This is a genomic window from Rummeliibacillus sp. GQ308 (genome assembly GCF_059759115.1).
In genome coordinates this window covers 402,297-427,107 of sequence record NZ_JCAXDQ010000001.1, presented here as the reverse complement: position 1 = coordinate 427,107, position 24,811 = coordinate 402,297, and the positions used below count along the sequence as shown (strand labels likewise).

General features: G+C 37.5%; 18 protein-coding genes. 8 read left to right on the top strand and 10 right to left on the bottom strand.

Going from position 1 to position 24,811, the window contains the following annotated elements; all coding sequences use genetic code 11:
* Window positions 1–105: 105 nt before the first annotated feature.
* From AC6CHJ_RS02015 to AC6CHJ_RS02005, 3 genes are all read left to right on the top strand, one after another.
* On the top strand, window positions 106–1,455 hold the full coding sequence (locus tag AC6CHJ_RS02015) for a uracil/xanthine transporter (RefSeq protein ID WP_498287131.1): 1,350 nt from the start codon (window positions 106–108) through the stop codon (window positions 1,453–1,455).
* 82 nt (window positions 1,456–1,537) lie between these two features.
* On the top strand, window positions 1,538–3,169 hold the full coding sequence (gene ggt / locus AC6CHJ_RS02010) for a gamma-glutamyltransferase (RefSeq protein WP_249775432.1): 1,632 nt from the start codon (window positions 1,538–1,540) through the stop codon (window positions 3,167–3,169).
* Between the two features lie 46 nt (window positions 3,170–3,215).
* Window positions 3,216–4,379 carry an oxalate decarboxylase family bicupin gene (locus tag AC6CHJ_RS02005; RefSeq protein ID WP_147194990.1) on the top strand — a complete coding sequence of 388 codons (1,164 nt, stop codon included), beginning with the start codon at window positions 3,216–3,218 and terminating at the stop codon, window positions 4,377–4,379.
* Between the two features lie 134 nt (window positions 4,380–4,513).
* On the opposite strand, the gene AC6CHJ_RS02000 is transcribed toward AC6CHJ_RS02005, so the two are convergent.
* Both AC6CHJ_RS02000 and AC6CHJ_RS01995 read right to left on the bottom strand, forming a co-directional pair.
* Window positions 4,514–5,998 (bottom strand): FAD-dependent oxidoreductase, encoded by a 1,485-nt coding sequence (locus AC6CHJ_RS02000; RefSeq protein ID WP_249775431.1) that lies wholly within the window; start codon window positions 5,996–5,998, stop codon window positions 4,514–4,516.
* Window positions 5,999–6,087: 89 nt separating this feature from the next.
* Window positions 6,088–6,753, bottom strand: coding sequence for a YoaK family protein (locus AC6CHJ_RS01995; protein ID WP_147194995.1), 666 nt, complete (start codon window positions 6,751–6,753; stop codon window positions 6,088–6,090).
* A 617-nt stretch (window positions 6,754–7,370) separates the two neighbouring features.
* Here AC6CHJ_RS01995 and AC6CHJ_RS01990 point away from each other — a divergent pair.
* A complete protein-coding gene (locus AC6CHJ_RS01990; RefSeq protein ID WP_249775430.1) occupies window positions 7,371–8,582 on the top strand; it encodes a SpoIIE family protein phosphatase in 1,212 nt (403 codons plus the stop codon).
* Between the two features lie 101 nt (window positions 8,583–8,683).
* Here AC6CHJ_RS01990 and AC6CHJ_RS01985 read toward each other — a convergent pair whose 3' ends face one another.
* The 4 genes from AC6CHJ_RS01985 to AC6CHJ_RS01970 form a co-directional block, all read right to left on the bottom strand.
* Window positions 8,684–9,772 (bottom strand): Ger(x)C family spore germination protein, encoded by a 1,089-nt coding sequence (locus AC6CHJ_RS01985; protein WP_249775429.1) that lies wholly within the window; start codon window positions 9,770–9,772, stop codon window positions 8,684–8,686.
* Window positions 9,757–10,791 (bottom strand): GerAB/ArcD/ProY family transporter, encoded by a 1,035-nt coding sequence (locus tag AC6CHJ_RS01980; protein ID WP_249775428.1) that lies wholly within the window; start codon window positions 10,789–10,791, stop codon window positions 9,757–9,759. The genes AC6CHJ_RS01985 and AC6CHJ_RS01980 overlap by 16 nt, the downstream gene beginning before the upstream one ends.
* A complete protein-coding gene (locus AC6CHJ_RS01975) occupies window positions 10,788–12,206 on the bottom strand; it encodes a spore germination protein (RefSeq protein ID WP_249775427.1) in 1,419 nt (472 codons plus the stop codon). The genes AC6CHJ_RS01980 and AC6CHJ_RS01975 overlap by 4 nt, the downstream gene beginning before the upstream one ends.
* Window positions 12,207–12,537: 331 nt before the next feature.
* Entirely contained in the window at window positions 12,538–12,738 is a 201-nt protein-coding gene (locus AC6CHJ_RS01970) for a hypothetical protein (protein WP_147195002.1), read from the bottom strand.
* 847 nt (window positions 12,739–13,585) lie between these two features.
* Between AC6CHJ_RS01970 and AC6CHJ_RS01965 the strand changes: the two genes are divergently transcribed.
* Complete coding sequence (locus AC6CHJ_RS01965) at window positions 13,586–15,328, top strand: ABC transporter ATP-binding protein (protein ID WP_498287130.1); 1,743 nt, start codon at window positions 13,586–13,588, stop codon at window positions 15,326–15,328.
* Window positions 15,329–15,518: 190 nt separating this feature from the next.
* Here the strand turns inward: AC6CHJ_RS01965 and AC6CHJ_RS01960 are convergent, their stop codons facing one another.
* From AC6CHJ_RS01960 to AC6CHJ_RS01950, 3 genes are all read right to left on the bottom strand, one after another.
* The gene (locus tag AC6CHJ_RS01960; RefSeq protein ID WP_147195006.1) at window positions 15,519–16,043 is read right to left on the bottom strand and encodes a DUF1643 domain-containing protein; all 525 of its coding nucleotides are present in this window, start codon (window positions 16,041–16,043) and stop codon (window positions 15,519–15,521) included.
* Between the two features lie 103 nt (window positions 16,044–16,146).
* A complete protein-coding gene (locus AC6CHJ_RS01955; RefSeq protein ID WP_498287129.1) occupies window positions 16,147–16,779 on the bottom strand; it encodes a DUF1801 domain-containing protein in 633 nt (210 codons plus the stop codon).
* A 33-nt stretch (window positions 16,780–16,812) separates the two neighbouring features.
* Window positions 16,813–17,610, bottom strand: coding sequence for an ABC transporter substrate-binding protein (locus tag AC6CHJ_RS01950; protein WP_498287128.1), 798 nt, complete (start codon window positions 17,608–17,610; stop codon window positions 16,813–16,815).
* A 346-nt stretch (window positions 17,611–17,956) separates the two neighbouring features.
* Between AC6CHJ_RS01950 and AC6CHJ_RS01945 the strand changes: the two genes are divergently transcribed.
* Genes AC6CHJ_RS01945 through AC6CHJ_RS01935 form a run of 3 tightly spaced genes read left to right on the top strand, consistent with a single transcriptional unit; the run spans window position 17,957 to window position 20,791 of the window.
* On the top strand, window positions 17,957–18,547 hold the full coding sequence (locus AC6CHJ_RS01945; RefSeq protein ID WP_498287127.1) for a DeoR family transcriptional regulator: 591 nt from the start codon (window positions 17,957–17,959) through the stop codon (window positions 18,545–18,547).
* 36 nt (window positions 18,548–18,583) lie between these two features.
* Window positions 18,584–20,140 (top strand): copper resistance CopC/CopD family protein, encoded by a 1,557-nt coding sequence (locus tag AC6CHJ_RS01940; protein ID WP_498287126.1) that lies wholly within the window; start codon window positions 18,584–18,586, stop codon window positions 20,138–20,140.
* 18 nt (window positions 20,141–20,158) lie between these two features.
* Window positions 20,159–20,791, top strand: a complete 633-nt coding sequence (locus tag AC6CHJ_RS01935; protein ID WP_066784326.1) for a YcnI family copper-binding membrane protein — start codon at window positions 20,159–20,161, stop codon at window positions 20,789–20,791.
* Window positions 20,792–21,038: 247 nt separating this feature from the next.
* On the opposite strand, the gene AC6CHJ_RS01930 is transcribed toward AC6CHJ_RS01935, so the two are convergent.
* Window positions 21,039–24,557 (bottom strand): S8 family peptidase, encoded by a 3,519-nt coding sequence (locus tag AC6CHJ_RS01930; protein ID WP_498287125.1) that lies wholly within the window; start codon window positions 24,555–24,557, stop codon window positions 21,039–21,041.
* Window positions 24,558–24,811: the final 254 nt, after the last annotated feature.

Here is a 24,811-nt window from a genome sequence, read left to right as displayed (position 1 = left end):
TAAGGTATATATATCTAGATTTTAATAGTATTAATAAACCTAATTTCGTTTTATTTTATTTTTTTAGGGAATCTTCTACTAACCTAAAAGATTGGAGGTTAGGTAATGGAACAAAATATGAAAAAAGAAATGAAGAAGGAGTTTTCTTGCCTAAAGGAGCCATCTCAATGGATTGCAGGAATTGAGTGGTTTTTCTTTATTTTCGCCAATATTGTCATTATCCCATTAACAGTGGGAAAAGCATTTAAGCTTGGACAAGACAGTATTATTACCACGTTACAATTATCCTTCTTAGTGACAGGAGCAGCTTGTTTATTGCAAGCTTTCATTGGCCACAAAAGAGCGATTCTTGAGGGTCAATCAGGATTATGGTGGGGCATGATTTTATCAATTGTCAGCATGGCTACCGCACAAGGGACTTCCCTCGGGGAATTAGGGGGCAGTTTGACAGTTGGAATCCTGATTTCCGCTGTTTTAAATATAGCTATTGGGCTTTTTGGCTGGGGGCCTGCTATTTCAAAGCTTTTCAAACCAGGTGTTATGGCTGTATTTATGCTATTGTTTGGCATTCAATTAATCCAAATCTTCCTAAAAGGCATGTTAGGCATACCGATGGGCAATGCGCCTGATGATGCGAAAATCAAATTATCCGTAGCAGTCTTGACGCTTGTCATTGCAGCTATAATGATTTTTATTAATGTGAAGGCACCTGTTAAATACAGCAAGTATTCACTTCTCGGCGGGATTGTTGTCGGGTGGATTGCGTATGCACTTATTTTTGGACCAGAGCATTCTGTCAAAACTGATGCTTCCTTCAAGTTCCAACTGTTTAATTTGGGTAAACCCGCTTGGAATATTGGCATTATAGTGATGGCTGTCATTACAGGCTTGATGAATTTGGCAAATACATTTGGTGCTTTAAAAGGAACAGAAAATTTATATGATGAAGAAACGAGCAAGAAGCAATACAAGCGCAGCCTTACAATTTCAGGCGTATTTTCTGGCTTGAGCGGGCTATTCGGACTAGTTCCTTATGCTCCATTTGTTTCTTCTATTGGTTTTTTAGAACAATCTGGAATCGTCAAACGCCTGCCTTTTGTGATAGGAAGTGTCCTATTTTTCATGATGGGATTGATACCGCCTGCAGCACATTTCTTTTCTAATATTCCGCTTAGCATTGGCAGTATGGTCCTCTTTGTTGCTTATTTACAGCTCTTAAATTCATCTATGGACTTCTTTAAGAAAATAGAGCTGAACAAGCAAAATGTCTATCGATCTGCTATTCCCCTTTTTTTAGCCATCGTCATTATGATTATGCCTGACTCTTATTTTTCATCTCTTCCAAAGGTAGTACAGCCTATAGTCGGAAATGGCTTATTAATGGGCATATTGATCGCACTTATTTTAGAAAATACCGTGAAATGGAATCGTATTAAACCACCTTCTAAAAATTAATATGTTTTACCCATATGTAAAAGGGTATGCATAGTTATAGGGGCGAAATTACCTATAAATTTTCTAATTTGGAGGTACTTAAATGGTTCAAAAATCCAGGGTATATGGTGAAGATATTGATCCTCGCTACGGCAACTCCTTTATATCTAACAAAAATGCAGTTGCCACTCCTAACGAACTTGCTTCAATGGCCGCAAACCAAATTCTTATCAAAGGTGGAAATGCCATTGATGCAATGGTTACAGCCAACTCAGTTCTAGGTGTTGTATTCCCTCATATGACAGGAGCGGGTGGCGATTCTTTTTGGTTAATTTATGATGCAAAAACTGGTAAACGTCACGCCTTAAATGCTACTGGGCACTCAGGAAAGAATGTCACGCGTGATCAATTCAATCGGGAAGACGGCATGGACATCCGCGGAGCTAAAGCAGTTACCACAGTACCAGGAGCTGTCAGCGGATGGATTGAAGCGCATGAGCGGTTTGGAAAGCTTCCATTAAAAGATTGTTTAGAGCCAGCGATTGATTACGCTTACAATGGATTTCCTGTTGGAGACTCTCTTGCTAAGTTCTCAGAAAGTGCTCTTACATTACTCCGCACATACCCATCGACAGCTAAGGTTTACCTCAAAGATGGTGTCGCTCCGTATATCAAAGGCGACATCCTTAAGAATCCTGATCTTGGAAAAACTCTCGAGAAAATAGCAGAACACGGTAAAGATGCATTTTACAAAGGTGAAATAGCCGATATGGTTACAGCATTTTTGCAAAAAAATGGAGGATTGCTAACAAAAGAAGACTTTGCTAATCACAAAGCAGAATGGGTAGAACCTGTTTCTGTAGAATACGGCGACCGCAAAGTCATTGCGCCGCCGCCCAATTCAGCTGGAATGGTCACACTCCAAATCCTTGGTATGATGGATCATTTAGATATTACAAGCTTAATCGGCCAAGAGGAAAAATTTATTGATTACTTTACACGTGCCACGGCTTTTTCATTTATGGACCGGGACCAATATTTAGATGATCCTGCATTCAATAAAGTTCCAACTGATATCTTACTAAGCAAAGAATACTTTGAAGAACGCGTTAAAAAAATGCATGATCCATCGCTTGGTCCACCGGAAAACGGATATGCCAAGAAAGGAGATACAACATTTAGTTGTGCAGTTGATGAAGAAGGCAATGCAGTTGGAGTCATCCAAAGCCTCTATTGGGAATGGGGCTCAGGTTTCGTCGCAGAAGGGACAGGCATGATGCTTCAAAACCGTGGTGCTTACTTCTCGCTTGATCCAAAAGCGCATAACACTTTAGAACCTAATAAACGCCCTGCCCATACGTTAACTTGTTCCATGGTGTTCAAAGACGACAAACCCGAGCTAGTTGTTGGAGCAATGGGCGGAGACGGCGAACCGCAGACACAAGCACTGATTATCATGCGAATATTAAACCAGCATTACTCTGTCCAAGAAGCAATCGATGCTCCAAGATGGCTTCTCGGCCGTACATGGGGAGAAGATATACGGGGTCTTCGTTTAGAAAGCCGTTATGATAAAGAAATTGCAAAAAAACTCGAGGAGCTAGGTCATATTAACGTTTCCATGGTAGAAAACTTCAGTGACTTGATGGGTCATGCACAGGCAATTCGCATATGGCCTGATCGCCTTGAATCTGGAGCAGATCCGCGAGCTGGCGGACTAGCAATTGGCAACTAACTCGTTTTTTGAAAAATCCAATCATATTGAAAGGAGAAATTCAAGAATGACTTTAAATAAACAAAATGAAAACACTAACCCACAACCAATGAGCGGTGAGCGCGGAGGAGAAATTTGGGGTGCCCAAAATCCGGAAATTGACCGCCAAAATCCAGATATATTAGTTCCCCCAACGACTGATAAAGGGACTATGCCAAACTTAAAATTCCCATATGCTTTATCACATATGCGTGTAGAATATGGCGGCTGGTCTCGTGAGGTAACAGTTCGTGAAATGCCTGCATCTACTACTATCGCTGGCGTTAATATGCATTTAGAGCCAGGAGGGGTACGTGAGCTTCATTGGCACAAAGAAGGCGAATGGTCTTACATGATTAAAGGAAAAGCAAGAATTACAGCTATCTCTCCTGATGGCCGTGAGTTTGTAGACGATGTAGAGGAAGGAGATTTGTGGTATTTCCCAAGAGGTGTTCCTCATTCTATCAAGGGTCTAAGCGAAGGAGCCGAATTCCTGCTCGCATTTGATGATGGTAGTTTCTCAGAGAATAGTACATTCTCAATCACAGATTGGTTCGCACACACACCTAAAGACGTCCTTGCTGCAAACTTTGGCGTTTCAGAAGAGGAATTCGATAATATTCCAAGCGGCGAAGTATACATGTATCAAGGAAAAGTACCAGGTCCCATTGCGCAAGATTTACCAGATGATGCAAATGAATTTGTTAAAAATCCTTATAGCTTTAAACTTCATGATGTTGAGCCAATTGTCACAAACGGCGGTAAAGTGTGGATTTCAGATTCAAATAACTTTCCAGCCTCTACTACAGTGGCAGCAGCTCTTGTTGAATTAGAACCGGGTGCTGTCCGTGAATTACATTGGCATCCAAACAATGATGAATGGCAGTACTATCTTGAAGGACAAGGCCGAATGACTGTGTTTGCCTCTGGCGGCAAAGCTCGGACATATGATTATCAAGCTGGTGATGTTGGTTATGTTCCATTTGCGATGGGACACTATGTCCAAAACACAGGAGATACTCCTCTCCGCTTCCTTGAAATCTTCAAAAGTGATCACTATGCAGATATCTCACTTAATCAATGGATGTCTCAAACACCAAAATCACTTCTAAAAGAACACTTACCTCTAAGCGATGAATTTATCAAAAATGCGTTGCATAGCGATAAACGTCCGAATGTAAAATTTAAATAATAACCGTAGAGCCCTGTAGATTTGTATCTGCAGGGCTTTCGCTTTCTTAATGTGATAGTGTAATACCTTCCCTCTTGATACACATAAAGAAAGCCCTAAATCTTTCAAAAGATTTAGAGCTTTCTTTTCATATTTTAAAATGGGCTCACTCTCTTCAATGGTTCTTTTGCAGGTCCTGATATGACTTCTCCTTTTCCATCAAAGATAGAACCGTGGCATGGACAATCCCATGTATGGTCTCCATCATTCCATTTCACTTCACAGCCGAGATGTGTACAGGCTAAGTTCATATAATGAACCTCGCCATTTGCATCCTTATACATCCCTGCAGGTTTTCCATCTACTTCAAACTTCTTCGCTTGCCCTTCCTTAAGTTCAGCTGCTTCATCTAAAATAGTAGGAGTTAATTTCTTCCCGTGATTCTGTTGCTTTGGCAGACTACGATTCGGGTCATACAATGGCTGATATGGGTTTTCTTCTCCCATAATTAAATCGGTAATCAACTCTGCTCCCACTATACCAGTTGTCATACCCCATTCATTAAAGCCAGTCATAACATAAATGGAATCAGTTCCTTTTTGCAACTTCCCTATGAAGGCACGTGAATCGGGTGTAAGATAACCATGTGCTGACCAATAGTCCAGCATTTCGGTTAAACCAAATTCTTTTTCTACTCTGTCTTTAATAGATTCATACCTTTCCACTGTAGATACATTATCGCCAGTTGGATGAGATTGACCACCGATAATTAAAACAGGCTCTTCTTCATAATACGCGGACCTAAAGGAAAGCTCTGGTCTATCATTGCTTATATACATGCCTTGCAAATTTCGATCCAGATGAGCAAACGCGGTTAAATGTGTTGTAGAGGGTTTCATGTTTTTCGAATAAAATGACTCTGGATCTTCTGCGGGGAACAATGTAGCTAAGACCATATCATCACATATTACCTGGAATTGCGTATCAGTATTAAGAGTAAGACGATCACCGTCTCGTTCATAACCCGTATATTTGGTATGCTGATAAATATGGGCCCCCATGTCTTCCAATTCTCTTAAAATACCCTGCAGAAATTTAACCGGATGGAATTGTGCTTGATTCCTCATAACGAGTGCCCCTTTTATATCAAAAGAAATAGGAATGTCATCGACCATCTCTCCATCTATTCCTAATTTTCGGTAAGCAATTTCCTCACTTTCTAATTGCTCTAGAGAACTTTCTTTTTGTGAGAAGACGTACGCATCTGTTCTTTCAAAATCACAATCAATCCCATATTCCTTTACAAGTGACTCGGCTATATCGATAGCTTTTGAGTTCGCTTCATAATAAAGTCTCGCTAACTCTTCTCCGCTTTGTTTAATTAGTTTATTGTAAACAAGTTCATGCTGAGCTGACAGCTTTGCAGTCGTACCTCCAGTTGTTCCGCTAATTAATTCTCTTGATTCCAATAGAGCTACCTTCTTGCCTTTCTTTGCTAAAAAGTAAGATGCCAAAATACCTGAAATTCCTCCACCTACAATAGCCACATCCACTTCGACCGTATTGGCCAGCTTTGTGTAACTTAGCCCTTTGGCTGACATGCGCCAAAAGGAACGATTTTCGCCAATTAATTTATTCAATACAAAATCCTCCTATACTGGATATTTAAACCTTATACACTTCTACCTTTACTGGTAAAAAGTAAACATCCAAATAGGAGGATTGTCCCTTATTCTTTTACAAAAAACATGCTGACAATGGATAAGCAAACAAGATAGAAAGCAAACCATAAGCTATAGGTAGCGTGCCATTGCACAACTAGCGTCCCAATGCCTACCCCGAAGATAAACATCACAATAACGGTCAATTGATTGAGAAAATCGCTTTTCGCCTTCTTCTCTTTATTGAATAGAATACGATATAAGCTGTTCATCAAATTTTTCGCATTGCCTGTCATAATTCCATTGTTCACTTGTGTATCTCTAATTTTCCGGAACATTGTTAATTCATAGCCTGATAAGATTCCAAGTAAAACGCCCATCACGCGCGTATCTAATTGAAGCTGATATATAGCTAGCAATAATAGTAGGGCAGCTTGGAAATAGAGAAACAATCGATATTTGAGCATTCTCAGCTCCGCAAACTTCACAAGAAAAATCTCTCCTAAGAAAACACCTAGCGCGAATCCGAAGAACACAATGATATTACGGACAGCTTGCCGCCATTCTCCAGAAAACAGCTTCACGGCAAATGTCACCATATTCCCTGTCTGAGCACTCGCAAACACGTGGTTTTGCGCCATAAAAGTATATGCATCAATAAATCCCATCAAAAATGCTGCAATGATTGTCAAAAGTGTAATAACTCGATTGGATGACTTTTGTTTCTCTGACATAAGATCTTCTCCTATTAATAGGGTTTTATATTTCAAGCTTAAAAGTATGTATGATTACCCATTACCCTCAACACTATAAAAGTATTCGAAAACATTGTAAACCACTCTGCCTCGTTCAATCTACCATTCATTTCCTCGTTCCAGATAATACCTTTCGCACTGTTCTTCCATTTCGTATCATGTGACTTTCAACTTCCATTAGGGAGGTATAGTAGATTCCAGATATTGTTTGATAGTTATTTGATTTGATAGTAAATCGTGAATATTAACTTTACCTAGATTAATTATGTTATGATTAATCACGATTTAGATCTTTCGGTTATTAAAATAACTGGAGAACCCTTTTTCTCATTTTAAAACTACTCTTTATTTCGCTAGGCAACTTTTTTTGCAAACATCTTAAAATATCTCGAGAATGGTAGAAATCCTACACCTGCACTGATGATATCATTACTCATACAATACGCATCTACATATTTCAAATATTAGTGTATTAGAATAATTGAATGCAATTGGACATTGTCTACATATGAGCTATCCTGAAGAATTATCAAATACAAACCATCAATGTTTGAAACAACAGTTAACTAAAAAGCAGATAGAGGAGATTTTATAAAATGGATGAGCTATTGGATCGTGCACCATGTGGTTTTCTAAGTATGACAGAAGATGGTACCATCACATTGGTAAATCAAACTTTAGTAGAACTGCTTGATTATAAGAGAGAGAATTTGGTTGGGGAACATATCAATTTGATCCTAACTTCTCCATCATGCCTTTTTGTTCAGCTTTACCTTTTACCACTTATAGCGCTAGAAGGCCACGTTGAAGAATTGTATATAACTTTAAAGACAAAGAATGGCGGAGAAATTCCTATTCTTATCAATGCTTCTAAAAAAAACGTAATTGAAAACAATAATATTAAGTGCATATTAATTCCAATTAGACAAAGAAATAAGTATGAAAACGAACTGTTAATCGCAAAAAAAGATGCTGAAGCAGCTCTAAAAGCTAAGCATGATGCTATTGAAGAATTACGGGTAACACTAGAAACATTAGAATCTCAAGCAGAGGAACTTCTAAGACTGAATGAACAAAACCAACAATTCAAAATAGAAACAAAAAGAGAGCTTGAACTGGCTCGAAAAATTCAACAAACATCGTTAACCTCTCCAATTCAAAATAAAGATATTGAAATGGAAACATACTATAAAGCATCTAAAGACTTATCTGGTGATATATATGGGATTTATCAACTTGATTCAACCCGATTCGGGATTATCCTTCTTGACGTAATGGGACATGGTATCTCTTCAGCATTAATCACGATGTCTCTTCATGCCCTTTTCCATAGATTAATTAGGGAGGATGGCCTCACAGTCGAAAAAGTGATGAAAGGTTTAGATAACCATCTGCATGAATTGTTCCAAAATAACGAAGAGGCAAGGCATTATTGTACTGCTATTTTTCTCTTAGTAGATACAGATAAACAACAAATCGATTACATAAATGCCGGCCATCCATCTGCACTGTGGCAAGATGCGAATAGTACACAATTTGAATTACATTCGACTACTCCTCCTCTTGGTTTATTTAAAAATGTGCTATTTGAATCTCAAACCCTTTTATATAAAAACAGCGGTAGATTACTCCTTTATACAGATGGTGTAGACCCACTGGGGACAGAATATTTGCATCCCTTCCTTATGGAGAATGCATCTCTATCTTTACCTGCATTTAAGAAAAAAATGTTACAAACACTTTCCAACTGTCAGATTGATAACTCTAAGAGTGATGATCAGTGTTTTATTATTATTGATATAAAATGAAGAATTAAGCTGCTATAGCCTTTTCAATAAACAAACATGAATGTGTAACATTCATGTTTGTTTCAGTAATCTAACTAAAAGACAATCAGTAGACAGATTGCTTATCTAGTGCTGCCACTTCTTTCGATTTGTACATTTACTTTTGCCTTTATTTCCATGTCCTTATATAATTCTTTCCATTTTCCTTCTTTCCATAGATTCGGATGATATGCTCTAATCTCTTCTCCTATCCCTATTACATCTGATTCAGCATCCTGGCATTTTTTAAACATCTTGGCCATGTCTTTTTCAATCCTTTTTGCAATAAACTTCTCTATTGGATCTCTTTTTTTCTTTTTGTTTAAATGGTCAGGTGGATATTCTGTCATGACAACAGGCATTTTTATTTCATAGGTCATCTTTATCTTACTTCCAACCTGAGCCACTTTTTTCTTCTTTTTAAAACGGATCACACTAAATGAAACCGGAATTTGTTCTCCATCCTTATCCCATAAATATGATAGCTCAGCAAAATTTGCTTTTCCATGGCCTAATAAAGTGACAAATTGAGACTCTCTTTGTGTAAGATGAACGCCGGTATATTTTTGACCATTAAATAATGCTAAACCTTTTGCTTGTGGAAGCCCTTTTCCACTAGTTTTTATATATGGTAACCCTAAGTCCACTCCTTCACTAAACATTAGATTGGCTGCAATTTCTAAATTAGTTTTAGGATATATAGAGTAATCTTCAAAGCTTTTTATAAAGTCTAAATAATACTCACCAATCTCTTTTGGTATGGTTTCTTTCAAATTTAAATATCTTTTTACAGATCCATCTGTTATAGCAATTTTCGCAGTCATCGGACTCTGAGCTGAACGGTAATAGACATCTAACATTTTATATAAGTTTTTTTTTGCTGTATCTTCATTAAATAATATTGTCGTCAACTCTGCTATATCTATAGCTTGCTCTGATTTGTTATTAGCATCCATCCTCACTTCTCTCGCTGTTTTACCTTTTCCATCAAGTACAATATATTGAGTTGGATCATCACTAGAACTAGGATATGCATAGTAGGCTTTGATATCCCCAATATACCCATCAACTCCTATAACAGATATGATAGCAAGATCTTTATACAACCTCTGATCCCAACAACCACTAAGAAATAGAGAACCAATCACGAAGAACATCAAAGCTCGGCGCATTTAGATTTCCTCCTTCTATTGAATAACATAATGATGAAAGGAAGAATAAAAGTAGTTGGGATATAAAAATAGTGGAAGTGGTTTCGAATGAATTCCATTACTTGAATGTTTATTATTCCTACGCTACCAATAAAAACAATCAAATGCAAAACAGCCATTGGCCATATTTTGTGCTTACGTTTCTGTTTGAAATAGACAATTCGTATATTGAACACGATTAGACCAAATGAAATAATGCTCCAGCCCAGCCATAAAAAAAAGAAGAAAATATCGAGTCTTTTTACAAATGTTACTTCGATTGATTTTAAAATATACAAGATAGGTTCTGTTACATACGGCAAAGCATCTGTAGCAAAATACATTTTAGTAACAATAACTAAGAAACCAATAAATAGTGTTATAGAAAGTTGGAAGGTTAGAATATCTTTAAAGCTTATTTTATCCTCTGGCAAAACATATTTTCTTAATACTAAATACCCCTCTAGTCCTGTAAAAGCAGCCATTGCAACCATCGTCCCTTTCATCCATTGACCTCCTGTACTCGTCCCTATTGGGAATAGATGATTAAGGCTTAACTCTGGAATAGAAAATAACAAATATATAATAAAAATAAAAATAAAAGGAATTATAAATACTGGTAAATTGATAATTGTAGACGGTCTGCTTACACTGATATAAAAAGATATTAATAACATTAATACTAATGAAATAGTATGAGGTGTGTTTTGCTGTACCCATATATTCAAATTGTATTGCATATAAATAATTGAACCAATGAGAACAATTATCCAAATGAAAATATATATCCAAGCTGTGAATTTCCCTAAATCGAAGTACTTATATAATTTTTCGTATATCCATAATTGAAAGAAAACAATTAGTGATCCCACAAAGAATATAATCCACGCATCACGCCCACCAGCTAAAATAATTGTTTCGGGATAACCAATAAATATGATACCTGTTGATCTGAAAAAGAGCATGAGAAAAAGTTGAACTTTTGTAATTGTAAAATTCATATTTCCCTTCCTTTCGGGTCAAAACTGCTGGGTTGTGGAGAAGATTTGGTGTGTTTTCCACGGAATAAAATTTGTTTCACTTTCTTTGGATCAAATGGAACTATTGGATATAGATAGGGTGATTTCAATGAGTTTAAATTACATAAATGAACAACTAAAGCAAGCGCTCCTAGCAATATCCCAAAGAATCCTAGTATTGAAGCAGCAAACATAAACGGAAAACGCAAAACTCGGATAGAAGTATTTAACTCCACTGACGGTACTACATAACTAGATATAGCCGTTAAAGCTACCACAATTACAACCATATTTGAAACTAAACCTGCATTGATAATGACATCTCCGACCACTAAACCACCGACAATACCAATAGTTTGAACCAAAGCTACTGGAAGCCGTACACTGGCCTCACGAATGAGTTCAATAATAACTTCAACAATCAATGCTTCAAATATGGGTCTATAGGGAATTTCACTTATATCTAATTTTAACTTCTTACTTAATTCTATTGGCAGCACCTCATAATGAAAACTAACAACCGCTATATAAAAGGCCGGTAAAAAAATGGCTGCCAGAAAACTAAAGACTCGCACCATCCGATAAAAAGAACCCACGATTACACGACTATTAAAGTCATCAGGCGATTGGTAAAATGAAAATAATGTGACTGGTGCGATAAAAGCATTCGGGGAAAAATCAGACATTATAATAATTTTCCCCTCAGAAAGATTAGCGAAGACCCTATCTGGCCTTTCTGTATTCAAGATTTGTGGAAATGGCGATAAAGGAGAATCCTCAATAAAGTCATTTGCTTGACCAGAAGTGTATAATCCATCTATTTTATCTTTCATTAGATTGAGTTTACGCTCTAATTCTGTGAGGTTATCTTGATTGGCAAAGCGGGCTAAATAAAAATAATATACCTCAGCTTTATTGTCCGTTCCAACAGTCACTTTTTTAACAATTAAATCTGGTACGCGCATCCTTTTTCTGATTAATCCCAAATTCACATCCATATCTTCGACAAACCCTTCATGAGAACCTCGTATAATTGCTTCGTTCGTCGGTTCATCTGGGGAACGATGAGGTAAGTCTGGTATGGTAAAACGAACCATTTCCTGAGAATTCAATAATAGTAGCACTGTAAATCCCTGGCAAACATACTCAACTAATTTTTCAAGATTATAACTCTCCTTTTGGGAAGATGTCGTTGCATCCCACTCTTTTTCGTTTACCGTTGTTTGCATCTTCAATAAATTCACTATATCTTGTACATCTTTTTTGTTAGCCATCGAACTGTAGTAACAGAGAATAGCATACTGATCTTTCGGAAAAGAAATTTCTCTAGCTACAAAATCTACCGAATTATAAAAAGTAGCATTTAATTTTTCAACCATCGATTCTAGCTGAAGCACTTTAATACCCCCTACTCTACTCTTTTTTAATAAATTTAATTAAAAATAATCTATTTAACTTTCATACCTTCTTTTCTTCAGTATGGATTGAAAGATTACATTTCAAACAGAATCTCTTAATTTATTTATTTGGAAAGAGTGAATAACCTAGAATCTCTCTTCTCACAAGATTGATTAAAACGCGGGACATATAATATGAAGGTTGGTCCTTAGGAGAATGCTAATTTAGTTAAAGTCAAAAAGCCGAACTATATAGAATGCTGTGCTAGCATTGCTAATAGTTCGGCTTTTCTAGTTGTGGATAACTAATTGATAATCTTTTCATTAAGAATCATTCAATAAAATAATTATCTCTTGAAATCATTTTATTTTTATAATTACATTCTATCAATTCCAATATTTTTTCTTCATTCAAACCAGTCAAAGTACTTATCGTTTGAATATGACATGGAACAGATAACGTTTTGCAACGCTGTATTATCCCATCTATTTGCATATAATAGAGCTGATCTCGATCTACCATTTTCCCCATAATCTTTATCCCCTATCCTAATTATTCTCAAGCAATTGAAGAATTTTACACGATAGTTATTACTAATTGGATATTTATAAATTTTAATAAAAATAATTTTGTTTCTACTTGCCTTCCACTTTTGAAAAATAGCAAAAACAGCATCCAGAAAACAACAGAAATATGGTAAAAAAACTAATCTCTATCAAGTTATGTTATGGAGATAAAAGAGAATCGAAGGATGAAAAAGAAGGTTTTTCGAGGATTTTTCAATAATAAATGTAGTCACAAAAACTAATTACAGAAAATACAACAGTAGTTTATTTGAATCATTTCATAAATTTTTTGTAATAGTATATAAAGGAATCTTTATCTTTGCCGATTAAGGCTTCGCTCCAACTGGATTTTAAACTCAAGCTCATCAAAAGGATTTACGTCTTCCTAAACACTATAAAATCGAGATTATTCGTCAATCTTCGTCTGTTTTTACGAAAAATACTCATTTATCAAATTGATTCTCATAAACTCCCCCCTTAGTGTATTTATTATATAAATTCTTCATTTAAATACTCTAATCCTTTATTTAAGCAAATAAATACTTAATCTATCTAAAATAGTACAGTTTTTATTATTAAAAGATCTTTGTTGGAATCTACTACCCATACTATAGGTTTAAATTGCCATTTTCAAGCAAAATCACTTTTTGTCAAAAGTGAAGAAATACTGTTTTCCAGATATTTTGATATAAAGTTACACGCTACCTTTTGCAAATTACCTTTTGATTAAATTTTATTCAATCCCTGCTGCCTGACACACACTGAAAAGATGTATATAATTTTATTACTATGAGAGAAAGGAACACTACTCTATGAAACAAGAAAAGAATCAAAAAGGCTGGCGTCCGTTTCTTCAGCTTGTACAACAAGCGAACCCGCCAAAACTCTTAATCAGCATAGCCATCCTGCTAAGTCTAGTTACGACAGGTGTGGGCTTGCTCGTACCACTTTTCACTAAAAACCTGGTGAATGATTTTTCAATTAGCGCTATCAACGCAAAAAGTGTATCCTTCCTAGTCGTAGCGATTCTTGCTCAGGCATTGGCAAGCGGTTTCTCCATTTATTTATTGAATCGTATTGGTCAAACCGTTGTAGCGAGCATTCGAGATAGGCTTTGGAAGAAGCTACTTGTATTGCCTGTCAGTTATTTTGATGAACACCCTTCTGGCGAGACGGTTAGCCGAATGACTAATGATACGTCGGTTGTGAAGGATCTCATCTCTGACCACTTAGCAAACTTTGTTGCAGGTATTATTTCCATTGTGGGTTCTATTATCGTTCTCTTTATTTTAGATTGGAAAATGACCCTTGTGATGTTCATTGCAATACCGATTGCGGCTGCTATACTTGTTCCACTTGGTAAAAAGATGTACAAAATTGCTAAAGGAACACAGGATGAAACGGCAAAATTCACCGCTGTCCTTCAGCAGGTCTTATCTGAAATTCGACTTGTTAAATCTTCCAATGCTGAAGAAGTTGAATATGCGAATGGGCGTCGAGGCATTACTAACTTATTCAATTTTGGTTTAAGAGAAGCTAAAGTCCAATCGTTAATTGGTCCAATCATTAGCCTTGTCATGATGACACTTCTTGTTCTGCTACTGGGTTATGGCGGCATGCGTGTTTCATCCGGTGCGTTAACAGCGGGCTCTTTAGTTGCATTCATCATGTATTTGTTTCAAATCATTATGCCAATGGCCCAAATGGCGTCATTTTTCACTCACTTCCAAAAAGCTACAGGTGCCACAGAACGAATCATTGATATTCTTGAATTAGCCCCAGAACCGAATGCTACAGATGATGTTGAACAGGTAAATGCAGATTTAAAAGTGGAACATGTCAACTACAGCTACAATGAAAAGGATACTATCTTACATGATATAAACTTTACTATCCAGTCAGGAAAAGTAACCGCTATTGTCGGACCTAGCGGAAGCGGTAAAACAACCCTGTTCTCTCTCTTTGAACGTTACTACCAGCCCAATAGTGGACGTATTACCATTGGCGATAAATCAATCAACGATTTCACCCTTGCCTCTTGGCGAAGCCATATCGGTTATGTATCACAAGAAAGCCCGATTGTGTCTGGGACTATACGGGATAATATCTGCTACGGTTTGATGCGTGAGGTGACCGACGAGGAGATTCAGACTGTCGCTAAAATGGCTTATGCCGATCAATTTATCGCGGATCTCCCAAATGGCTATAGTACAGAAGTCGGCGAAAGAGGAATGAAACTTTCTGGCGGCCAACGCCAACGAATTGCCATTGCTCGAGCGTTTTTAAGAAATCCAGAAATTTTGATGCTAGATGAAGCGACATCTAGCCTTGACAGCAAATCGGAGAAGGTTGTGCAACAAGCATTAAACGATCTAATGAATGGTCGAACCACGATTGTCATCGCCCACCGTCTCTCAACAGTTATTGATTCAGATCAGATTATTTTTCTTGAAAAAGGTAAAATCACAGGAAGCGGTACACATGAGGAGCTCTATCAATCACATCCTCTTTACAAAGAATTCGCAGATCAGCAATTGCATAGAGTGGAAGAATAGTAGACCCCTTATTCACAGTGAAAAACTGGTAGTTAGCCAGAACTACTGTGGATAAGGGGTTTTAAATGAAAGATTTAAAGAACTTTTACTATTCCGAACGCAAACAATCCCCAACCTTTTAACAGGCTGGAGACTAAATCTTTGGTCTTTATAGTTTTATGGTTAATGAAATTTTCCAACCGTTGAAAAATTATGATGACAGGCCTATCTTTTCATGAAATTGATATTCCTTAAAATAAGTCATCGTTTTAATGAACGATGGATGCATAGGACAGCCAAAACTATTAGCATCTAGAAGGTGCGCTTTTTTTCCTGTCTCTTCTAAATATTTCAAAATAGGATAGTTGGCATTAAACCATCCCCCTTTTGAACCCCATGCTGCCACCACAATATGAGCTTTATCAATCGATTTCTTGATCGTCCAAAGATTTTGAGGAATAGAACGTATTTCTGCCCCTAGCAACTCTTCTGTTTTAGCGGTGCGTAAAGAAAATAAATTAACAATACTGATTGAGCCATAACCATTAAATTCGGCAATCTTAATGCAACGATCAATCGTGTGGTCACATTTGTCCAAATCAATAGAACTCGGATTTAACATAATATATAAACAATCCGGCAAATCTTCATCCCATGTACAAGTGAGTTTTAGACGGTGTTTCTGAGATTCGTCGAAGATTACTTCAATGTGCTCGTGCGATTTCCATGCTCTCATTTCCTCAGCACCTCATTCAGTATTTTAGTTTTTATTTCATTCTTCTCTAGAAGTCCAAAACCCTTTATTATTCGACAGATTCATTGTTTATTTTTCAATAACCTTATATAAACTTGTGTGAACCATCGCAATTCGGCATTTTTTTTGACATGCCACATATACAATCGTTCAATCCTTTACCGCTAAGAATTCTTTCGATATTCTTTGTTATCCTAGCATCGCGCGTTTTTGATTGTTTGGCAGCTGAAAAATGCATGATATAGGCTCTTTGTCGTCCAGGCGTTAATGACTCAAAAGATGCTTTTAAAGCTGGCATTTCAACAAATTTTGTTTTCAATTCTTCTGGCATCTCTACTTCTTCTTTTTTGGGAGCTACCTTCATGCCGGCCTTTTCCACTTGAATTGCTTCAAAGATATATGCTTTTACCGTGTCTTTCATAGACTCCATCTCTATGACATTAGCAAATCGAATTTGGCGACCACCTTGTGTATTCTCCCCTGGTTTGACTAAGATGCCATTGGGATCCTTTAATAAGGAGCCTTTAAAGAAGCCCAGTGCACAATATTTTTTAAATGCCTGAATCATAACGATATTGTTATCATCCATCGTGTAGCAAGGAATCCGCCACTTCCATTCTTCCGTAAGGCCACAGGATAGAATTATTTCTCTCAGCAATTTCATTTCCTCTTGCCAAAGGGTCGCACTGTTTATATATTCATCAATTTTGGGATTCATTTTGCTCAAAACCTTCCTAATTCATTTACTTTACTAATCTCTTTCAGAGATAGCTCTTCTTTTTACGTCCTTCAGATATTCAGAAGCCTCCAGCATCTTTGTGCCATACCAAAACATCTCACCATCTACTAAAAGAATTTTGACCTTTGGAAGGAACTTACGAAATTCTGCTATATGCTTTTCTTGAAATGGAAAAGGTTCCGAAGCAAGCAGAAGGACATCAAGATTAGCCTCTGCAAGTTCTTCGTTTGTAACCTCAGGGTATCTTGATTCTTTCTTCGTAAAGGGATTTTCGAACCCTAATATCCTTAAGACATCATCAATATAAGTTGTTCCGCCAACGGCCATATAAGGCTTTCGCCAAATTATATAGGCGGCTTTAAGCGTTTGATCCTCTGTAGGTGTAGGAAAAACATTTTGACATGAGGTAAGCAGCTCATGAGCCTGCTTCTTTCGATTGGTCAATGCCCCGAGTGTTTCAATCAACCGATATGCATCGTCTGTACTCTGTACCTCTGTGACGAAAACTGGAGCAATCTCTTCTAAAGCAAGCACAATGTCTCTCGTATTTTCTTCTTTTTCTGCCAAAATTAAATCCGGCTGCAAATCACGGATAGTTTCAATCTTAACCTCTTTTGTGCCGCCGACGATGGGAATATTTTCTACTTTTCCTTTTGGAAATATACAATATTTTGTGCGTCCTACAATCATTTCGTCAAGCCCTAATGAAAAAAGAGTTTCCGTAATGGCTGGGCAAATAGAGAGTATTCGTTTAGGAGAGTCAGGAACAGTTATATGCCTTCCAATATGATCCGTTATAGAATTTGCCATTTTGCAACTCCTCCATAGTTCGACCTTCAATAACTTTCGAATATTCTGTCGATTATATCGTTAGTTTATTTTACAGTATGACATTGATGATATCTAGTGTTTCTACATTAGAAAAGAGTATATTTTAAAAAGTAAATTACCCGGATATGAGAGTACAATTTAATTTAGCCGTTGTAAATAGGACGAATATATACTTCCCTGTCACAAAAAGTTTCTATTTTAATAATAAAGCAGTAAACAATCAGACTATCTCGTTGATTTTTATTGGTATTGCACTTACAATTATCATGTTATAAAATGTTTATTTTTGTTATAAATTATCAATACTATAACAGGAGGGGATATCATGTTGCCGCTTGAACGACAAAAGCGCATAAAAGAATTAATCAGTGAAAGAAAACATTTGAAGATTACAGAGTTAAGTGAGCTATTGAATGTTTCCGAAATGACCATTCATCGTGATGTAAAGCCATTGATTCAGGAGGGCATGGTCGAAAAAACGTTTGGAGGCATTTGTCTTGCTCCATCATACCAAGCTTCCAATAGTACTAACTCGAATGTCTGTGTACTATGCCACAAAAGTATAAATGATAAGTTAGCCTATCGATTAATTTTAAGCAATAACCAGATTGAAATGGCTTGTTGTACACATTGCGGACTGCTACGGCATCAACAGCTGGAAGAGGAAACCATTCAAGCTATTTGCCCAGACTTTCTTACCCAAACAACAATTAGTGCACCTATGGCATGGTATGTGATGGACACATCTCTGAATTTAGGGTGCTGCCAACCTCAAGTACTTCCCTTTCAATGGCGTGAGCATGCGGAGAACTTTGTAAAAGGTTTTGGTGGTAAAGTGTATTCGTTTGAAGAAGCTATGCAACAAGTCTCTCAAAAAATGAATGGCAGCAATAATAATTGCTGTTCAGATTGCTAGGGGGAGTTTGCTATCTTTAAAAAGTATATTGCCCAATTGGCGTTGTTCATAGTAGCTTCCATAGCCTTGTTGCTTCCCCTTTTTGGGATGCCTACTGCCGATGCACATTCTGCCCTTATCGAATCGATACCTGCTGAAAAAGCTGTAACTGAAAAATCACCAACCACATTAAAGTTGCGCTTTAATGAGCCAGTAGAATTAGACTTAGCGAATGTTACTATTTATGATCGTAACTCATTGCCTGTCTTTACTCACCAACCAGAAAGTAACAGTGAGCGTTCAGCTAATCTTTCTTTTTCACTTCCTAAGTTAAAAGAAGGAACTTATACCGTTCAATGGAGTGTTGTGTCATTAGATGGTCATCCTGTCAGCGGTTCTTACTACTTTTCAGTTGGCAAAGCAACTAGTAATGGAGCAAATGCGATCGCGGATGGCAATCAATCAAGCGGTGTAATGTTGATTATCTTCCGAACGATTGCACAAGGCGCTATTGTCTTACTAGCAGGTGTCTACATATTTAGCCTTTGGGCGGAGAGACGCAACTATCCTGCTCTTCGTCAGTTAATCACTAAATTCAACTGGATTTATCCAATCCTACTGGTAGCGAGTGGAGCCGAATTAGTGGCTTACGTAAATTCACTCCCACCTGGATTGGTACAAGCTATGTTTAAAGGAAGATGGGATCTATTGCTGCACTTCCCATTTGTGCTGATGTTATTTGCCCAATTAGCTTGTATACTACTTCTCTTGATTCCTGGTATGGTGCGAGGCTGGTATATTATCTTGTGGCTAGCATTGGCCATCACGCCAGCGTTTGGAGGACATGTATGGGGTCTGGCACATCCATATGCTGCATTGATTCCGCGTATTATTCACCAACTAGGCATAAGCCTATGGTTAGGCGCACTTTTGTACATGATTTTAATTAGACGCAAAGGAAAAGTTCATTGGGAAGAATTTAGATTCTTCTTCGTCAATCGAGTTCTTGTCTTTTCCGGGTTAGTCATCCTTTCCGGAATAGCCATGGTATTTTTCCAAACCAGTTGGAAAGCTATATTTGAAGGATGGATGAATTGGAGCACATTGCTTCTTTGCAAAATTGTGCTTACTCTTCTAATGCTTTGCTTGGCACTTGTGCAAACACTTAAATGGAAGAAAAACGGAGAATTTTCTACTTTCCGTCTAATTCGCACAGAATGGTTGATCGGTATTGTTCTTATATTACTTGGTGTTTGGTTAAGCCAATCAGCTTATCCCCTGCCAAAAACTTCGTATGATAAAGCTTTGACAGCATCGGAGTCAACAGTCCAAGTTCATATGAAAAATTTGCATGCCGGCAATAAAACAATGACGATCGAAATACCTCCGCTAAAAGGGAAAAAACCAAAAGATGTGAGCGTTACAATCTTTATGACCGATCATGATATGAAGGCCGGTCCTTATCCTGCCAAAGAAATGGATACCGGAAATTATCAGGTCTCACTTCCTTTCGTAATGTCCGGCAACTATCGTTACAGTATCACAGCCAACTACCCTGGTGGAAAAACCACGGAATGGACTGATCAAGTCTCAATCAGCAGTGCAAATAATTAATAATAGGAGAAGATAAAAATGAAAACAAAGAAAAAATGGTTAACCCCTATATTAGCTACATCAATTTTAATGGGATTTACTTATACAGCGGATGCTCATGTCTCTGTACAACCAAAGGAATCAACAACAAATGCATATGAGAAGTATACAATGCGTGTACCTGTTGAAAAGGATATCAACACAACTAAAGTAGAATTAAAGGTTCCTAAAGGGGTCAGTCTTGTCTCTGTTATGCCAATACCTGATTGGGGTTATGAACTTAAAAAAGATAAGGATGGACAAGTCAGCTCAGTTATTTGGACAGCTAAAAAAGCTGGAATTAAAGCCAACGAATTTATGGAATTCGCCTTTATTGGTGCGAATCCAAGCAAACCAGGAGAAGTGAGCTGGAATGCGTTACAAACCTATAAAGATGGTTCTGTAGTAAAATGGACAGGCGCTCCTGATTCAGATGAGCCGGCTTCTGTGACTACGATTAACAAAGGCGATGCAGAAGCAGGACATAATAAGGCTAATGCTCAAAGCGAAGCCAAAACAACGGAAGCAAAAGCTGAAACAAGCACAAACGATTCCTCCAATTGGCTTCCAATTACACTATCTGCAGTAGCTCTTTTACTAGCACTAATTAGTCTGTTTCGTAAAAAAGGCTGATATTAAAGAATAGGGATTAAAACCTCTGAAAACTTTAAAGTACTAATTTGAACTTGTGAAGAAGTGGAATTAACTACGCTTTCCGCGGGCGAGCGCCGAGCCTCCTCGCTACGCTGTGGGGTCTCGTCTGTCTCGCTATCCCGCAGGAGTCTTCGTTATTTCCACTTCCGCAAATTACAATCTATCAAATATATACTTCTACTAAAAAAGTCTTCAACCTCCTTAGAGATTGAAGACTTTTTAATTCTTATTTATTAGTTGAAATGCTTAGTTTATATGGCTTCATGCTAGCATTGCCATTTACATCATTCACCTTGATATGATATCTGCCTTTTTTCAGATTAAATGGGGTGATTTCTGCATCGCCGCTAGAATAGTAATCTGACTTAAATACTAGTTTTCCATTTTTATAAACAGAAATGACACCATCAATTTCTTGGCCAGTAGATAGCTTGATGACCCCTTTGGTATTTTTCGTTACATTATATTCATACCAGTCGCTATCTCCCTTTGTGATACCTGCATTGAAGTAGCCTGTGGCAGTTTTCACCTTTGTTCCTTTCAGCTTAAGTGGCTTAGACGGGATATTTTTCTTCACAACTGAGCCAGCATCTTCATCCTTCGTGGGTGCTGAAGCAAGTGTAAATGTGTAAGGGACAATAGACATTGGAACATTACCATTCATCATTGGTTCCATCATAATGAAATAATTTTTTCCCTTTTTAGCGTTAAATGACCCATATAAATGACCCCAAATACCCTTGTCAATGACATGAACATAATTATATTCTTCTTCATCTATTTTTCTATTATTATTTCGGTCTTCAATTATACCCGTCAAACCTGCATATACGCTTAATAAATCCTTAGCATATGTTGCTTTCATGGTATCTGTAATGGTGTGCTCATCAATGGTAACACCGATTAACTCCGTTTTCTTTGCCTGATAATAAAAAATATCCCTATCATATGGCATTGCAAAATTCCCTTTAAACGATGCTCCAGGTAAATTTTTCACATTCTCAAATGAATCATTGTCTTCATATTGATCCTCTACTCCGGATAGCCTTACCTTAGAGCTTAGCTTGTACGGTTCAAACGAAATACTATTAGAATCATTAAAGTAATTCGATTGGATATTCACTAAATATGTCTTGCCTTTTTTAAAACCTGTATAGAAATTCTTCTTGGTTGAGATTAAACTACTGCCCCAATCAATGTTATCACCAAGGTTATTTAAGTTTAATATTTTTTCACCTTTTTCATTTTTCTCCTCATCAAGCTGATATATATCCATCATTGGAATCTCATTATCTTTATTTTCTAACGTAAATTTAAAGATGGCTGTTTGTTCTGGCTTGATGATATACCAATCCTCATCCATGTTGTTTTGCAAATAAGCGGATGTCTCCCCAATCATAGAGTAAGGTCTTGCGCTATCAAGTATCCCCTGAACATATTCATTAGGATCTTCTGTTTGTGGATCTTCTGACTCTTGTTCTTCTGCCTCCTCAAGTGCTGCTCGTTGTTTGGCAAGCGCATCTGTTTGTAGGCTTTCAGTTCCCTCTGTTTCTTCAGTAGATTCTTTATCTTCCATTTTCGGATAGTTATCCTCATCCTCTGGGAGCACTTTCGTTTCTATTTTTAATCCATAAGGAATAATCGATTGTTCAACGGATGTATTGGATTCTGAAATCTCCATACCCATAAAGAAGTCAAAAAGGCCAAAGTAATTGCTTGGTTTATTGGAGACTTTAAGGATATAGGTTCCCGGCTCAGCTGAATAAGTAAGCTTATCACCTTCACTTGTACCACCATTATTGGCATAAGCAATTGGTTCAATTTCATCTTTTCCCTCTAGCATGTTCTTAAGCAATTTTGTTTTTTCTTCTTCTGTTGTTTCCTCATCAGGCGATAGTAGTTGGTCTAATTGATACAAGCTCATGCTTGGATTCACACCTGGCACTCCAGTTGTCGTAATCTTAACCGCTTGTTTCTCCTCAACTTTGAAAGTATAGTAATCATTATCGCCTTTCTCACCGATGAATGTATAGCCCTCTTTCGATTCGAATGGGAGTGCATCTATAGCTACCATATTTTCTACAGATGAATCATCCTTAGGGAGTTCCTTCGTTTTTTCAACGGACAATGAATAATGAGATTGTTTTTTTGATGTGCTGTCATAGCTACCGTTTACATCTTTCACGCCAATAGCCACAGTTCCTGAAAATGGTGCCTTTACAAGCTTTCCTTCCGGCTTGCCAGCTCCGGTGCTATTTACGTCCATTATTTCTTTTTTGTTATCCCCATAGAAATGGATCATCATTTTATAATCATACTGGGCAGCACCTTCTAGCACAGCTTGAATCGAGTCACCTTCTTCAACCTTAAACTGGATCCATTTTTGTTCAAAAGGCTTCGTTATCTGGCCATCTATTTTTATCTTATCGTTGCTTTCTACTTTTTGAGCATTGTTAAGTATTTCCTGCTGATTCCACTTTTCCTTTACAAATGTAGGAACTTTCTTAGTGTTAAATTTCATCGCTTCTACAACATTCAGGAGACCGTTCGCATATTTCTCGTCAAAACCTGCTGGACCTAAGTCTGTCGCGCTTTGCTCTAAAATATACTCGACTTGTGACGGCGTTAATTTTGGATATTTGGACAGCAATAAAGCAGCGGCACCTGCTACCATTGGCGAAGCCATAGAAGTACCGCTCATTTTTTGGAAGCTTGATTTCTTCTCTGCCTCATAAAAAGTGCTGTAAATTTCATCTCCTGGGGCGACAAGATCAACAGAAGTTCCGTAACTCGAATAATCCGCTAATTTTTTTCGGCTATCCACAGCTCCTACGCTGATGACGCCTTCATAGCCAGCCGGATAATTCACCCAATCATCTCCAGAGTTGCCCGCAGACGCCACGACGACCACGCCTTTTTCATTCGCTTTATTGATCGCTTCTTCGATTAAAGGCGAGGGCATTGGACCACCAAGACTCATATTAATTACCTTTGCGCCTTTTTTTACTGCATGTAAAATCCCTTCAGCTATGCTATAGTCACTAGCACCCCAACGTTCAAACACATCTATCGGCAGGATTTTGACATTTGGATTTATCCCGTATCCACCAATTCCGTTATTTTTATTGGCTGCTATAATCCCGGCCACATGTGTTCCATGATTATCTGTTGCAGGCTGATGCATTGGGTCCAGGGCGTTATAGCCAGGCAAAAATAAGCCCTTTAGATCTGGATGTGTTGTGTCAATACCTGTATCAATGACCGCTACAGTCACTTTGGTTTTACCCGCTAGCTGCTGGGCTTTGGTGATATTTAACATAGAGAGATGATACTGCTCTGCAGCTTTCGGGTCGGTATTCCCCATTGTTTGATAGTTTACACTTGGGCCGATAGATTGGACCTTCTGAAGTTTTTGATATTTTTGAATCACTTTATACAGGTTTTTCTTGTCCTTCACTTTTACTACGGCATAGTGCAGGTTCGAAAACTGCTTTACGACTGTACCACCTGCAAGTTTGTGCTCTGTTGCTGTCAGAGGCTTATCAAATTTAATAACGAGTGTATCCTTGCTCAATGGGTTTTGCTTTTCGGTATCTCCTGAGTGGATTCCCTTCGCCTCGAACTTAGAAAGATTTGTACTACTATATGGCTTGCTTACTGCCGCTGTCCAAGTTGGCATGATAGTAGAAGCCATAAGGCCAGTACTGACACCTAGAATAGCGAGTTTCTGATAAAATGATTTCAACATTTCCCCTCCTAAAAACATAGTCATATGAATCATAGCTTTTATTCAAAATTTTGGAAATATATTCCGTAACCAAAATTCCGCTAGAATTCGACACGCATTAGATTGAGATGTATCTTGACTAAGATAGGTCAATTTGTTAGTATTTACACCATTTATAAAGTGTAAATAGAAAAGGTGTGATAGATTTTTGACAGTATTTCATCCAACAAAAAAGTCTCCATCTTTTTAGAAGATGGAGACTTTCATAGTTT